Annotated in this window: 11 protein-coding genes; 9 read left to right on the top strand and 2 right to left on the bottom strand. The window is 66.1% G+C overall.

What is annotated here, in order from left to right; all coding sequences use genetic code 11:
- Window positions 1-7 precede the first annotated feature (7 nt).
- The 5 genes from rfaE1 to QOU61_RS26560 all read left to right on the top strand — a co-directional run bounded on the left by rfaE1 (window position 8) and on the right by QOU61_RS26560 (window position 6,950).
- A complete protein-coding gene (gene rfaE1 / locus QOU61_RS26580; protein ID WP_289654178.1) occupies window positions 8-1,480 on the top strand; it encodes a D-glycero-beta-D-manno-heptose-7-phosphate kinase in 1,473 nt (490 codons plus the stop codon).
- Window positions 1,477-2,760, top strand: coding sequence for an O-antigen ligase family protein (locus QOU61_RS26575; protein ID WP_289654177.1), 1,284 nt, complete (start codon window positions 1,477-1,479; stop codon window positions 2,758-2,760). The genes rfaE1 and QOU61_RS26575 overlap by 4 nt, the downstream gene beginning before the upstream one ends.
- A 99-nt stretch (window positions 2,761-2,859) precedes the next feature.
- Window positions 2,860-4,767: an SDR family NAD(P)-dependent oxidoreductase gene (locus tag QOU61_RS26570; RefSeq protein ID WP_289654176.1), complete on the top strand. Its 1,908-nt coding sequence runs from the start codon at window positions 2,860-2,862 to the stop codon at window positions 4,765-4,767.
- Between the two features lie 18 nt (window positions 4,768-4,785).
- A complete protein-coding gene (locus QOU61_RS26565) occupies window positions 4,786-6,009 on the top strand; it encodes a glycosyltransferase family 4 protein (protein WP_289654175.1) in 1,224 nt (407 codons plus the stop codon).
- Window positions 6,006-6,950, top strand: a complete 945-nt coding sequence (locus QOU61_RS26560; RefSeq protein WP_289654174.1) for an NAD-dependent epimerase/dehydratase family protein — start codon at window positions 6,006-6,008, stop codon at window positions 6,948-6,950. Before QOU61_RS26565 ends, QOU61_RS26560 begins: the two co-directional genes overlap by 4 nt.
- Window positions 6,951-6,986: 36 nt before the next feature.
- Here the strand turns inward: QOU61_RS26560 and QOU61_RS26555 are convergent, their stop codons facing one another.
- The gene (locus QOU61_RS26555) at window positions 6,987-7,994 is read right to left on the bottom strand and encodes an MraY family glycosyltransferase (RefSeq protein WP_289654173.1); all 1,008 of its coding nucleotides are present in this window, start codon (window positions 7,992-7,994) and stop codon (window positions 6,987-6,989) included.
- A gap of 20 nt (window positions 7,995-8,014) precedes the next feature.
- Complete coding sequence (locus QOU61_RS26550) at window positions 8,015-8,977, bottom strand: lysylphosphatidylglycerol synthase transmembrane domain-containing protein (RefSeq protein ID WP_289654172.1); 963 nt, start codon at window positions 8,975-8,977, stop codon at window positions 8,015-8,017.
- Window positions 8,978-9,143: 166 nt separating this feature from the next.
- Here QOU61_RS26550 and QOU61_RS26545 point away from each other — a divergent pair, with 166 nt between their 5' ends.
- The 4 genes from QOU61_RS26545 (at window position 9,144) to QOU61_RS26530 (ending at window position 14,212) form a co-directional block, all read left to right on the top strand.
- Window positions 9,144-10,166 (top strand): NAD-dependent epimerase, encoded by a 1,023-nt coding sequence (locus tag QOU61_RS26545; RefSeq protein ID WP_289654171.1) that lies wholly within the window; start codon window positions 9,144-9,146, stop codon window positions 10,164-10,166.
- Between the two features lie 10 nt (window positions 10,167-10,176).
- Window positions 10,177-11,589 carry a mannose-1-phosphate guanylyltransferase/mannose-6-phosphate isomerase gene (locus QOU61_RS26540; RefSeq protein WP_289654170.1) on the top strand — a complete coding sequence of 471 codons (1,413 nt, stop codon included), beginning with the start codon at window positions 10,177-10,179 and terminating at the stop codon, window positions 11,587-11,589.
- 357 nt (window positions 11,590-11,946) lie between these two features.
- Window positions 11,947-12,966: a Gfo/Idh/MocA family protein gene (locus QOU61_RS26535; protein ID WP_289654169.1), complete on the top strand. Its 1,020-nt coding sequence runs from the start codon at window positions 11,947-11,949 to the stop codon at window positions 12,964-12,966.
- A 94-nt stretch (window positions 12,967-13,060) separates the two neighbouring features.
- Entirely contained in the window at window positions 13,061-14,212 is a 1,152-nt protein-coding gene (locus QOU61_RS26530; RefSeq protein WP_289654168.1) for a DegT/DnrJ/EryC1/StrS family aminotransferase, read from the top strand.

The following is a 14,212-nucleotide window of genomic DNA, read 5'->3' as shown; positions in this document are numbered from 1 at the left end:
ATAAGAGATGTTCGATTTCGACGCCCTGTCGCATGCGATGACGAGCCAGACCGTGCTCTGCGTCGGCGATCTCATGCTCGACGAGTTCGTCTATGGCGAGGTCGTGCGGATCTCGCCGGAGGCGCCGGCGCCCGTCATCGCCGTCCAGCGCGGCGAGACCAGTGTCGGCGGCGCCGGCAATGTCGCGCGCAACATCGCGGCTCTCGGCGGGCGCTGCATTTTCGTCGGTCTCGTCGGCGAGGATGAAGCCGGCGCGAAGCTGCGATCGGCGCTGGCGGCGGAGAACGGAATCGAAAGCGTTCTGGTCTGCGATCCCAGCCGGCCAACCACGCGCAAGGTACGCTTCGTCTCCGAGCATTTCTCGACCCACATGCTGCGCGCCGATTGGGAGCGTGCCCAGCCCGCGTCCGGCGATATCGAGCAGAAGCTGATCGACGCCATCCTGCCGCAGCTTGTGCGCGCCGACATCGTGCTGCTTTCCGACTATGCCAAGGGCGTGCTGACCGCGCGCGTGATCCGCAACGCCATCGACGCGGCGAAGGCGCACGGCAAGCGCGTGATCGTCGATCCCAAGAGCGCCAATTTCGCGATCTACCGCGGCGCGACGCTGCTGACGCCGAACCGCAAGGAATTTGCGGAGGCGACCCGCAGCCGCGCCGACAGTGATGAGAGCATCGCCGAGGCTGCACACGACGCGATGAACCTCGCCGATTGCGAGGCGATGCTCGTGACCCGGAGCGAGCACGGCATGACGCTGGTGCAGCGAAGCGGGGCGCGGGTCCATGTGCCGGCGTTGCCGGTGAAGGTACGCGACGTCTCCGGCGCCGGCGACACGGTTGCCGCCGCGCTCGCGCTTTCGCTTGCCGCCGGCGCGGACTGGGAAACCGCGCTGCGGGTGGCGAGCGCGGCTGCCGCCGTCGCGGTCGGCAAGAAGGGCACGGCGACCGCGAGCACGGCCGAGTTGCGGCGCAGGATCCTGCCGCACGCCTATCTCGCCGCGGAGGAGAAGATCGTTGCCGATCTTGCGGACCTCGACGCGCAGGTCGGGCAATGGCGCAGCGAGGGGCTGCGCATCGGCTTCACCAACGGCTGCTTCGACATCCTGCATCCCGGCCATGTCAAGGTTCTGACCGCAGCCCGCGGCGCCTGCGACCGCCTGATCGTCGGATTGAACAGCGACGCCTCGGTGAAACGGCTGAAGGGCGAGGGGCGACCGGTGCAGAACGAGCGGGCGCGCGCGGAGGTGCTGGCGGCGCTCGAGGCGGTCGACCTCGTCGTGTTGTTCGAGGAGGACACGCCGATCAAGCTGATCACGCAGATCAAGCCGAACGTGCTGGTGAAGGGTGGCGACTACAGCCGCGAGCAGGTGGTCGGCCATGACATCGTCGAGGCCCATGGCGGCGCGGTGATGCTGGTCGATGTCCTGCCCGGATTTTCCACCACTTCGCTGGTCGATCGCGCGCGGGCGGGCAAGCGGTGACGACGATCGCGGGAAACTCGACGATTACCGTCGCTGCGAGCCGCTGGCGCGATCCGGCCGCGTGGCGCAAGGCCGCCGACGTCGTCGCGATCCTGACCGCGGCCTCCTTGCCGTGGTCGACCTCGGCGACCGGAATCCTCGGTGTGGTCCTGCTGATCACGATCGTGCCGGCGCTCGATTGGCCGGCCTTCCTGCAATCGCTGAAGCGGCCGGCGAGCGCGCTGCCGATCGCTCTGTTCCTGCTGGCCGTGGTCGGAATCCTGTGGTCGGACGCCGCCTGGGGCGCGCGCCTGCACGGCATCAGCCCCGTCGCGAAGCTGTTGATGCTGCCGCTCCTGCTGTTTCATTTCGAGCGCTCCGAGCGCGGCCTGTGGGTGTGCGTCGCCTTTCTCGTCTCCTGCGTGCTCCTGATGTGCGTGTCGTGGGTGGTGGCGTTTCACCCCGAGCTGACGCTCAAAGCGAACAGCGACGAGCGCGGAATTTTCGTCAAGGACTACATCAACCAGAGCCAGGAGTTCACGCTGTGCGCGGTGGCGCTGGCCTATCCGATCATGCAGCGCCTTCGCGAGGGCAAGATTTGGACGGCGCTGCTGCTCGGACTCGCGGCGCTGAGCCTCGTCGCCAACATGGTGTTTGTGGTGGTCGCGCGCACGGCACTCGTGGCCATGCCGCTCCTGCTTGCGGTGTTCGCCGTGCGTCACCTGCGATGGAGGACGACGCTGGCGATCGCCGTCGGCGGCGTCGCGCTGGCCGTGCTCGCCTGGCTGGCCTCGCCCGAGCTGCAATCGAAGACGGCGAGCTTCGCCACGGAGTACAAGCTCTACAGGGAGCAGGGGCAGGCCACGTCGATCGGGCTGCGGCTCGAGTTCTGGCGCAAGTCGGCTGGCTTCATTGCCGAGGCGCCGCTCGTCGGCCACGGCACCGGCTCGACCCGCGGCCTGTTCGAACAGGCCGTGGTCGGCACCGACGCGATGGCCTCCGGCCAGGTGGTCGGCAATCCGCACAACCAGACGCTCAATGTCGCGGTTCAATGGGGCGCGATCGGCGTCATCTTGCTCTACGCGATGTGGCTTTCGCATCTGCTCCTGTTCCGCGGCGAGGGCCTGATCGCGTGGATCGGGCTTGCGGTCGTGCTGCAGAACATCCTTTCCTCGCTGTTCAACTCGCATCTGTTCGATTTCCACGAGGGCTGGATGTACGTGCTGGGCGTGGGGGTCGCTGGCGGCATGGTCTCGCGACTCAAGGAAACCGGCCGAGAATCGCATGCGACGGGCGCCTAAAATGGGCTGGCTGCGGGTCATCGCATGTGAGATAAGCGCCCGGCGGCGTTCCGAGCCCCGCCGAAAATCCGGATATTGTCTACTCTGAGCGGCCCGCGAATGACGCGCCTTTCGCATCTTACCTTGCGCAACTACCTGATCGCCGCGCACGACGTGCTGGCCACCGCGGCGGCGTTGTTCGTTGCCGTCTATCTGCGCTTCGACGGCGGGCAGGGCTTTTACGACCGCCTGCCGCTTCTGCTGCGCATCCTGCCGTATTTCCTGCTGTTTGCAGTCGTCGTCTGCTACGTCTTCAATCTCACCACCACGAAATGGCGCTTCATCTCGCTGCCCGATGCGCTCAACATCGTGCGCGTGGCGACGGTGCTGACGCTGGCACTCGTGGTGCTGGACTACGTCATCGTCGTGCCCGGCGTTTCCACGTTCTTCCTGGGCAGGGTCTCCGTCGTTCTCTACTGGTTCCTGGAAGTTTCGTTCCTGAGCGCGCTCAGGTTCCTCTATCGTTATTTCCGCTATACGCGCGCGCGTCGTCACGCGCGCACCGACGGCGCTTCCCCGATGCTGTTGCTCGGGCGTGCCGCCGATGCCGAGGTGCTGCTGCGTGGCATCGAGAGCGGCGCCGTCAAGCAGCTCTGGCCGGTCGGCATTCTCTCGCCCTCGCGCGCCGATCTCGGGCAGTCGATCCGCACCATCCCGGTGCTCGGCGGCGTTGACGACCTCGAGGAGGTCGTGCGCGACTTCGCCCGCCGCGACAAGGCGATCACCCGCATTGTGATGACGCCGTCCGCATTTGAACCCGAGGCCCATCCGGAAAGCATCCTGATGCGGGCCAAGCGGCTGCGGCTGATGGTGAGCCGCCTGCCGTCGCTTGCCAGCGGCGAGACGCCGCGCCTTGCCGCGGTTGCCGTCGAAGACCTGCTGCTGCGCCCGAGCCAGAGCATCGATTATGGACGCCTGGAAGCGCTGGTGAAGGACAAGGCGGTGATCGTCACCGGTGGCGGCGGCTCGATCGGATCGGAAATCTGCGAGCGCGTCGTCACCTTCGGCGCCGCGCGGCTGTTGGTGATCGAGAATTCGGAGCCGGCGCTCTACGCCGTCACCGAGGCGCTGGCGGCGATGGACGCCGCAGCCACCATCGACGGACGGATCGCCGATATCAGGGATCGCGAGCGCATTCATCGGCTGATGCGCGACTTCAAGCCCGATCTGGTGTTTCACGCCGCCGCGCTCAAGCATGTGCCGATCCTCGAGCGGGACTGGAGCGAAGGGGTCAAGACCAACATCTTCGGTTCGATCAACGTGGCCGATGCGGCGCTCGCCGCCGGCGCGGACGCCATGGTGATGATCTCGACCGACAAGGCGATCGAGCCGGTTTCGATGCTGGGGCTCACCAAGCGTTTTGCCGAGATGTACTGCCAGGCGCTCGACCATGAGCAGGGGATGCTGGCCGCCGGCAGGAAGCGGATGCGGCTGATCTCCGTGCGCTTCGGCAATGTGCTGGCCTCGAACGGCTCGGTGGTGCCGAAGTTCAAGGCCCAGATCGAGGCCGGCGGCCCGGTGACGGTGACGCATCCCGACATGGTCCGCTATTTCATGACCATCCGCGAGGCCTGCGACCTGGTGCTGACGGCGGCGACCCATGCGGTGACGCCGGCGCGCTCCGACGTCTCGGTCTATGTGCTGAACATGGGCCAGCCGGTGAAGATCGTCGAACTTGCCGAGCGCATCATCCGTCTCTCCGGGCTCGAGCCCGGCATCGACATCGAGATCACCTTCACCGGCATGCGTCCCGGCGAGCGGCTCAACGAGATCCTGTTCGCCAGCGAAGAGCCGGCCGTCGAGATCGGTGTTTCCGGCATCATGGCGGCAAAGCCCAACGAGCCGCCGATGCAGGCAATCAGGAAGTGGCTCGCCGCGCTGGAGCAGGCGGTCGACCGCGACGATTTCGCCACCATCAAGACCATCCTCAAGGACGCCGTTCCGGAATTCGGCTCGAGCGCGGCTTGAGGCAGGGGTGAAGGGCTGATGCGCGCGCCCGCCAAAGTCGTCGTCGTCAGCCAACATTACCCGCCGGATCGCAGCACGACCGCATCGATCATGTCCGAGATCGCCGAGCATCTGGCGATGCGCTGGCCCGTGCTCGTGCTTTCGGGAACCCCCGGCTCGGCAACCAACGACGGCGCGCCAGCCCGCCGCGCGGTCATCGAGGAGGTCAGGAATCAGCTCGCCGCCAAGGCTGCGCTGATCCGGCGCGCCGTCATCGAGGCCTCCTTTGCGGTGCGCGTATTCGTCAGGCTCGTGCGGCGCCTGCAGCGCGGCGACGTGGCGATCGCGGTCACGGCACCCTTCCTGTTGCCCTACGCTGTCGTCGCTGCCGCGAAGCTGAAGCGGGCGCGTTCCGTGCTCATCCTGCATGACCTCTATCCGGAGGTTCTGGTGGCAGCCGGTCTGCTGCGGCCGAAATCGTTGCTCGCCATGGCGCTGCGCGGTGTGAACAGGTTCACGTTCCGAGCCCTGGATTCGATCATCACGATCGGACGGGACGCCGAGCGGCTGCTGTTGCGCTACCGGGGACTGCGCGCCGACAAGATCAGCTTCATCCCGAACTGGGCGACGCTCGCGCCCGCCGTTCGGCCGTCCGGTTCGGACAACCCCTATCGTCCGCCGTCGCCGGTGCGCTTTGTCGTCGGTCTCTCCGGCAATCTCGGCTTCACGCACGATCCGGACATTGTCTTCGAGGCCGCGCGGATGCTCGCGGGCGATGCCGGGATTCATTTTCTGCTGTCGGGTTGGGGGGTCGGCTTCGAACGCCTGAAGGAGATGCAGGCGCAGGCCGGACTTGTGAATGTCACCCTGGTGGATCGCGTCGAGGAGACGCAGCTCGAGCAATTCCTCTCCGCCGCGGATGTCTGGCTCATTCCCTATCGCCGGGATGTCGCCGGCGTCTCGGTGCCGAGCCGGTTCTATAACCTGCTGGCCGTGGGACGCCCCGTGATTCTCGTTTCCGAGCCCGATGCCGAGGCAGCACTGATCCTGACGGAGAACAGGCTCGGCTGGGTCGTGCAACCGGCCGTGGCGCAGGACCTGGCCCGCGCGATACGCGCCGCGTCCCGCGCCGACGATCCTTCGCTGCCCGAGCGCGCCGTCGCCGTTGCGCAAAGGTTCAGCCTGCAACATGCGATGGCAGGCTATGCCGCGGTGGTTGAACGGCTGCTGGGTGAAGGGAAGCAAACGGAGCCGGGGCGATGAAGGACGAGCGGCCGAGGGTGCTCGTGACCGGCGCAAGTGGCTTCGTCGGCGGTCATCTCGTGCCGTTCCTCGCCAGCCACGGCTGGAAGGTCCGCTGCGCGGCGCGCCGGCCGCGAGCTTGCGCAGACGAGGTTGTCGTCGGGGAAATCGATGCGCGGACAGATTGGCGGGCGGCGCTGACCGGGGTCGAGGCGGTGCTGCACCTCGCCGGCCGCGCCCATCATCCGGGCGAGGAGGGGCAGGCCGACCTCTACCGCGCGGTCAACACCGACGGCACCTTGCAGCTTGCGCGATCCGCCGCGGCGGCGGGCGTTCGCCGCTTCATCCATGTCAGCACGATCCTCGTCAACGGCAGCACCACCGATGGCCGCGCGCCGTTTCGGGAAACGGATGCCATGACGCCGCGCGGGGTCTATGGACGCTCGAAGGCCGAGGCCGAGAACGGCCTCAAGGAGATTGCGGCGAATTCGGCCATGGCCGTCACGGTGATCCGGCCGCCTTTGATCTACGGTGCCGGCGCGCGCGGCAATTTCGAACTGCTTGTCAGGGCGATACGGCGCGGGGTTCCGCTTCCGCTGGCCTCGATCCGCAACCGTCGCGCGTTCCTCAGCGTTCACAACCTTGCGTCCTTTGTTACAGGCCGGCTGGCCAGCGCGCAGACCGGATACGAGATCTTCCTGGTGGCGGATGCCGAACAGATCTCGACACCGGAATTCGCAACACGCATTGCGACGGCGGTGGGCCGGTCGGCGCGGCTGGTCGCCTTGCCGCTGCCAATGTTACGGATGGCGCTGAAGCTGGCCGGGCGTGCCGAGGCCGGCGACAGCCTGATCGGCTCAATGGAGCTCGATCTCTCTAGGGCGCTCGCAACCGGTTGGCGGCCGGAGCTTACACTTGACGCCGCGCTGCGCGCCGCACTGGCGCAGCCGCAACGAAGCTGATGGTTTTGTGATCGCGCGAAAGGGGCCTCGATGGCCTCAGCAGCGCCTTCGCCGCGAGAAGCGGAGCAGCACCCAGGCGACGGCAACGCATCCGGTCAATACGAGCGCGGCACGCATTGCGACAGACTGCGTTTGCGTTGACGCGATGGCGAGCGCGCCGAGGCCGAGATTGAGCGCAAAAATCTCACCGGTAATGCGCTGCACCGAAAAGCCGTTGTCGCTGGCGCGTTGATAAAAATGCGTGCGATGGGCAATCCAGAATTTCTGACGCTGGGATATCCGTCGCGAGAGCGTCAGCGTGGCATCGGTCAGGTAGTACAGCGGCAACAGGATGGCTGCGGCCAGTTGCTGGTGCCAGGCGAGTTGCAGAAGACACCAGCCGAGCAACAGGCCGACTGGCAGGCTGCCGACATCGCCGAGGAAGATCCTGGCGACGGGACGGTTGAACGGCGCGAAGCCGATCATCGCGCCGCAGAGCGCGGCTGCAGTCGCGGCGACGGCAGGCGGAAGCTGCCCTGACGCGCCAAGCACGACCAATGCGGCGCTGATCGGCACGACCTCCGACACCGTCATGAGGTCGAGCCCGTCCATGAAGTTGACCAGGTTCACGAACCACAGGCCGCCGAGCAGCAGCAGTCCGCGTTCGAGCAGCAGAGGCGCGCTCGGGAAAATCCTGAGGTCGGCCGGTGCGGCGAGGAGGATCGCGCCGACAGCTATCGCCTGCAGGAGAAGGCGCGGCACGATCGGGATCGACTTGAAATCGTCGGCTAGTCCGACCACGGCGATGAACGTGGTCGCGGCAAACAGGTCGGCCGGAGCTTGCTGTCCGATCCATGCAAGGCAGGCTGTCGCTGACAGCAGGGTGGCTGCAACGACGGCAATGCCTGCGCCCTGCGGCGTCGGGACGGTGTGCGACGAGCGCGCGTTCGGCGCGGTCAGCGCATGGCGTTGCAACAGCGGCAACAGCAGCCTGATGAGGCATGCCGAAATCGCCGCCGCAACGGCGATCGCGAACAGGACCGTCAGGATTCCGGTGGCGTTCATCGGTCTGGCTTCCGGCAGTCCTATTCAGGAACTTGGATCGGAATCGAAGGCCGCTCCGCCTTTTCGGCGCTGAATATCCACACCAGCCCGCCGAACGCGCCGACGAGAAAGGCAACCGCTCCGAACAGCAGGGAAACATTCACGCCTTCGTTGGCCATCAGGCCCGCATAGCCGAACGCCAGTCCCATCGTCGCTTCGCGCACGCCCCAGCCCGCGATCGAGATCGGCAGCATCGTGATGAGGATGACCGGCGGAACGAGCAGGAAGACCTGGCCGAATGTCACCGGCGCCGCGATCGCCTGCACGACGCACCAGGCGATCACGACGGTAAGGACGTGCACGGTCAGCGACAAGGCCACGACCCTGGGACCGCGCGTGCGGCTGAACAGCACGCGGTTGGCAATGACCGCGCAGGCGTGAAGGTGATGCGTGCCCCACCAGCGCTTCAGCCACGGCCATTGCAGCTTGCCGAAAACCAGGAATCCGAGGCCTCCGGCCAGCGCGGCGAAATCGATGAACAGCAGCGCGGACCGGCCCTGCGGGTCGTCGATCAGCCGGTAGCTCCAGGGCAGGCTGGCGACGATCACGATCGCGAGCGCGATCAGTCCGACGGCGCGGTCGATAAAGATCGAATAGGTGGCCGCGCGCCATCCCGCGCCGTTGCGCGCCACCAGCCAGAGCCGGACCGCGTCGCCTCCGATCGAGGATGGCAGAGTTTGATTGAAGAACGTTCCGATCAGGTTGAACCGCATGGCCTGTCCGATCGCCAGCGGCGCGCCGCATTCGGCGCTGATCTCGCGCCAGCGCAGGACGCCGAAGGCGATCTGGGCAAACGTCGCGGCGATCGCCATCACGATCCAGCCGAGGCTCGCGATATTGGTCAGGCGAGCGGCAAGCTCGCGAAGGTCGACCTTCTTTAGCGCGAGGTAAAGCAGGGCCGCCGAAACCAGTATCTTGAGCGTGGAGAGCAGAATTCGGCGCATCTTGCCCGTTCTTGTTCAGAAAGGCGCAGCACGGTCGCCGCGTCGGCGACTTGGTATGGCGTCAAACGCAATCTGGCAATAGTCGGCATCACCTATTGCGAGCCGCTCGATATAGTGGCTAAACAGGCCCGTTCGGCTGGCAATAATCGACCTGGTACCGCGAGAAATGGGCTCGAAAGGGACAATTTTGGTGACCGGTGCGGCGGGCTTCATCGGCTTGCACGTCGCTCGCCAGTTGCTGGAATCCGGGCATGATGTCTTCGGCCTCGACAATCTCAGCAGTTACTATGACCCGGCCTTGAAACAGTCGCGGCTTGAAATCCTCAAGCGCAACCCTCGCTTCCAGTTCGCCCGTGTCGACCTCACCGATCGCGCGGCCATCAAGGCGCTGTTCCAGCAGCACCGGTTCCCCCGCGTGATCCATCTCGCCGCGCAGGCCGGCGTGCGCTATTCGCTGGAGCATCCGCACGCCTATGTCGACGCCAATCTCGAGGGTTTTGTCAACGTGCTGGAGGGCTGCCGCCATCATGGCTGCGAGCACCTCGTGTTCGCGTCATCCTCCTCGGTCTACGGCGCCAACACCAGGCTGCCGTTTTCCGTCCACGATAATGTCGATCATCCGATCAGCCTCTACGCAGCCACGAAGAAGGCCAACGAGCTGATGGCCCATGCCTATAGCCACCTCTATCGGATTCCGGCGACCGGCCTTCGCTTCTTCACGGTCTACGGTCCCTGGGGCCGGCCCGACATGGCGATGTTCCTGTTTACGAAGGCCATTATCGAGGGCAGCCCGATCAAGCTGTTCAACCACGGCAAGATGCGGCGCGACTTCACCTATGTCGACGATGTCGCCCACGCCGTCGTGCGGCTGATCGATCGTCCGCCGCAACCCAATCCGGCCTGGAGCGGGGACAAGCCCGATCCCGCGAGCAGCGCGGCGCCATGGAAAATCTACAATGTCGGCAACAATCGGCCAGAGGAGCTGATGCACGTCGTCTCGCTGCTGGAGAAGGAGCTCGGCCGGCCGGCCAAAAAAGAGCTGCTGCCGATGCAGCCCGGCGATGTCCCGGCCACCTATGCCGACATCGAGGACATTGCCCGCGATATCGGTTTCCGCCCATCCACGACCATCGAGGAGGGCGTCGCCCGCTTCGTGTCGTGGTATCGTGACTATCACGCAATCCAGTGAACAGACCGCCATGACGCGAAAAATCATTCCCCTGATCATGTGCGGCGGCGCCGGGACGCGGTTGTGGCCGGCCTCGCGCGAGGTGCGTCCCAAGCAGTTCCTGCCGCTGTTCGGCGCGCGCTCGACGTTCCAGGATACGCTGGCACGGGTGTCCGATCCGGCGCTGTTCGAACGGCCGATCGTCATCACCAATGCCGCCTATCGCTTCATGGTGCTGGAGCAGCTCGCCGAGATCGGCATCGAGGCCGACGTGCTGCTGGAGCCGGCACGGCGGGATTCCGGTCCTGCGATCGCCGCCGGCGCGGTGTTTGCCCGATCGCGCGACGAGGAGGCGGTGGTGCTGGCGCTTGCCGCCGACCACGTGGTGCGCGACACCGCTTCCTTCATCGCGGCCTGCCGCGAAGGGCTGGCGGCAGCGGAGCAGGGGCGGATCGTGACCTTCGGCATCAAGCCGGAGCGCGCGGCGACCGAATATGGCTACATCAATCCCGGCGAGACGGTTGCCGGCGCCGTGCGCGCGGTTGCGAAGTTCGTCGAGAAGCCGGACCAGGCCAAGGCCGCCGAATACCTCAAGGCCGGCTATCTCTGGAACAGCGGCAACTTCATGTTCCGTGCCGCCGTGCTGCTCGACGAATACGGCAAGCTCGATCCCGACAGCGTGCAGGCGGTGACCGACGCGGTCGCCCGGGCCGGGCGCGACCTCGGCTTCGTCACGCTGGAGCCGCAGGCCTTCGGCGCGGCCAAGGCGATCTCGATCGACTATGCGGTGATGGAAAAGACCGCGCGCGCGGCCGTGGTGCCGGTTTCCTGCGGCTGGTCGGACGTCGGCTCCTGGCACGCGGTGTGGGAATTGTCGGACAAGGACGCGCAGGGCAATGCGGCGCGCGGCGCCGGCGTGTTCGAGGATTCCCGCAACTGCAACGTCGTGACCGACAAGGCGCTGGTGGCGCTGGAAGGCGTCGACGATCTGGTGGTGGTGGCGACGCAGGATGCCGTGCTGGTGTCGCGCCAGAAGGACGCCAACGGGCTGAAGCGGCTGGTCGCGAAACTGAAGACGGTGGCGCCACAAGTCACCGAGGATCATCTCAAGGTGCACCGTCCCTGGGGCAGCTATCAGTCGGTCGACAATGGCGAGCGCCACCAGGTCAAGCGGATCATCGTCAAGCCGGGGCAGCGGCTGTCGCTGCAGAAGCACTACCACCGCTCCGAGCACTGGATCGTGGTGCGGGGCGCGGCGCGCGTCACCGTCAACGAGGACGTCAAGACCGTGCACGAGAACCAATCGATCTATATCCCGATCGGCGCGGTGCACCGGCTGGAAAACCCCGGCAAGATCCTGCTGGAGCTGATCGAGGTGCAGACCGGCAGCTATCTCGGCGAGGACGACATCATCCGCATCGAGGATGACTACCGGCGGTCGTAAGGCCCGTTGCCGCGAATCACCTAGTGTGGCGGCTCTGACGTTCCTTTCACTTTCGCAGCACATTCCTCAAAGGAACGTCAGAGCCAGAGCCACACTAGAATCTTATGTTTGCTAGTGTCCCTTTGGTTCTGACATTCGCAAACGTGGCTCCGCAAAATGATGCGAATGTCAGAACCGGGACACCAGGTTCGAACTTGCCTGCATTTCGGGCTATTTTCGCCCGAAAATCCCACGACCAGGCGTTGTAATGTTTTGAATCAAATCGTGTCCGGGAACGCCTCTCGGCATTCGCCACATCTGTGACGGCATGCTAGGAAGCGCCCGGGGTAGTTTGCATGGGACGTTCGGGGTCGGCGCATGAGTGTGGGAAAGTCCTCATCGGGGATTGAGGCAGGCGCGAAACATCCGCTTCGCGTCGGCGTGATCGGCGCGGGTGTGATGGGCAGCAATCATGCGCGCGTGCTGGCGGGGCTGCCCGACATCGATCTGGTCGGCGTCGTCGATCCGCTGCCGGCGCACCGTACCCGCGCGACCGAGCTGACCGGCTGCCGCACCTTCGAGAGCCTCGACGACCTGTTCGCCGAGGGCGTCGATGCCGTCACGGTGGCCGCGCCCACCCACCTGCATCACGAGGTCGCGCTCGCCTGCATCGCGCGCAACATCCATGTGCTGGTCGAAAAGCCGATCGCCTCCACGGTCGAGGAGGGACGGGAGATCGTCGCCGCCGCGCAGCGTGCCGGCGTCACGCTGATGGTCGGGCATGTCGAGCGCTTCAACCCGGCGGTCGCCGCGATCAAGCAGGCGATCTCGGGCGAGGACATCCTTTCGATCGCCATCACCCGCGTCGGCCCGTTCCCGCCGCGCATGTCCAATGTCGGCGTCGTGATCGATCTCGCCGTCCACGACATCGACCTGATCCGCTGGTTCACCGAATCCGACATCGTCGAGGTGCAGCCGCAACTTTCCAGCGCGGTGGCCGAGCGCGAGGACATCGCGCTGCTGCAGTTCCGCACTGAATCCGGCGTGCTCGCCCACATCAACACCAACTGGCTGACGCCGTTCAAGGCGCGCAACGTCACGGTCGCGACCCGCGGCAAATATGTGATGGGCGATCTCCTGACTCGGCAGGTCACCGAGTGCTTCGGCTTCAAGCCGGACGGCAGCTATTCGATGCGTCATCTTCCCGTCGGCCATGACGAGCCGCTGCGCGCCGAGCTGATTGCGTTCCTTCATGCCGTGCGCACCAATGCGGTGCCGGCGGTAACCGGCGATGAGGGCGTGGCCAGCCTCGAGATCGCCACTCGCTGCCTCGAAACGCCCGCCAGGCCGGCTGCGACTGCGCCCGCCCGCAAGGGGCCCCGCAAGGTTGTCGGCTAGCGCATGGCCCGGAAAAGCGGGACCGGCTTTCCGGCCAGGCCATGCTCAGCAAGATAGCGGTCGAGCAATGTCGTCCCAACCTCTGCAAGGCACCATGAACCAGCACCTGCGTCCTGAGCCCGTTCCCTTCATCGATATTGCCTCGCAGCGCCGCCGGCTCGGCAAGACGCTGGACGAGGCGGTCGCCAAGGTGCTGGCCCACTGCCAGTTCATCAACGGCCCCGAGGTCGCCGAGCTCGAGGCCGCGCTGGCGAAATTCTCCGGCGCCCGGCACGTCGTCACCTGTGCCAGCGGCACTGACGCGCTGCTGATGGTGCTGATGGCCAAAGGCGTGGGCGAGGGCGATGCGGTGCTGTGCCCGACCTTCACCTTCTGCGCGACCGGCGAGGCCGTGGCGCTGACCGGCGCGACGCCCGTTTTCGTCGACGTCGAGGAGCAGACCTTCAATATCGATGTCCACTCGCTGCGGCGGGGCATTGCGAGCGCGCGGCAGCGCGGGCTCAAGCCCGTCGCGGTGATCCCGGTCGACCTGTTCGGACAGAGCGCCGACCATGATGCGGTCGCCGGCGTCGCGGCCGAGGAGGGGCTGTTCGTGCTTGATGACGCTGCCCAAGGCTTTGGCGCGAGCTACAAGGGGCGGCGCCTCGGCACCTTCGGGCTTGCGACAGCGACGAGCTTCTTCCCCGCGAAACCGCTCGGCTGCTTTGGCGACGGCGGCGCGATCTTCACCGATGACGCGAACCTCGCCGAAACGCTGCGCAGCATCCGCGTCCACGGCCAGGGCTCGGACAAGTACGACAACGTCCGCATCGGGCTCACCGCTCGTCTCGACACCATGCAGGCGGCGATCCTGATCGAGAAGCTGAAGATCTTCGAGGACGAGATCGCGGCGCGCAACAGGGTGGCGGAGCGCTATGCGCGCGGGCTCGGCAACGTCGTGACCGTGCCGCGGCTTGCCGAGGGCTGCACCTCGGTCTGGGCGCAATACACCATCCGCCTGCCCAGGGGCACCAACCGCGACGAATTCGCCGCCGCGCTGAAGGCGCAGGGCGTTCCGACCGCGATCTATTACCCGAAATCGATGCACCAGCAGCAGGCCTATCGCGGTTTCCCGGTGGCCGAGGGCGGCGTGCCGGTCAGCGAGCGGCTGTCGGAGGACGTCATCAGCCTGCCGATGCACGCCTATCTCGACGAGGCGACGCAGGCGCGCATCATCGAGGCGGTGCGTGGCGCCATTGCGGGCTGA

It is taken from the genome of Bradyrhizobium sp. NP1, assembly GCF_030378205.1.
GTDB lineage: Bacteria > Pseudomonadota > Alphaproteobacteria > Rhizobiales > Xanthobacteraceae > Bradyrhizobium.
The sequence above is the reverse complement of the archived record's forward strand: the minus strand, read 5'-3'. Positions and strand labels throughout refer to the sequence as shown.

Coding starts and splice junctions, on each gene's coding strand:
- QOU61_RS26545 (WP_289654171.1), top strand. CDS start 9,144: ATGGGCTCGAAAGGGACAATTTTGGTGACCGGTGCGGCGGGCTTCATC.
- QOU61_RS26555 (WP_289654173.1), bottom strand. CDS start 7,994: ATGAACGCCACCGGAATCCTGACGGTCCTGTTCGCGATCGCCGTTGCG.
- QOU61_RS26565 (WP_289654175.1), top strand. CDS start 4,786: ATGCGCGCGCCCGCCAAAGTCGTCGTCGTCAGCCAACATTACCCGCCG.
- QOU61_RS26530 (WP_289654168.1), top strand. CDS start 13,061: ATGAACCAGCACCTGCGTCCTGAGCCCGTTCCCTTCATCGATATTGCC.
- QOU61_RS26535 (WP_289654169.1), top strand. CDS start 11,947: ATGAGTGTGGGAAAGTCCTCATCGGGGATTGAGGCAGGCGCGAAACAT.
- rfaE1 (WP_289654178.1), top strand. CDS start 8: ATGTTCGATTTCGACGCCCTGTCGCATGCGATGACGAGCCAGACCGTG.
- QOU61_RS26550 (WP_289654172.1), bottom strand. CDS start 8,977: ATGCGCCGAATTCTGCTCTCCACGCTCAAGATACTGGTTTCGGCGGCC.
- QOU61_RS26560 (WP_289654174.1), top strand. CDS start 6,006: ATGAAGGACGAGCGGCCGAGGGTGCTCGTGACCGGCGCAAGTGGCTTC.
- QOU61_RS26570 (WP_289654176.1), top strand. CDS start 2,860: ATGACGCGCCTTTCGCATCTTACCTTGCGCAACTACCTGATCGCCGCG.
- QOU61_RS26540 (WP_289654170.1), top strand. CDS start 10,177: ATGACGCGAAAAATCATTCCCCTGATCATGTGCGGCGGCGCCGGGACG.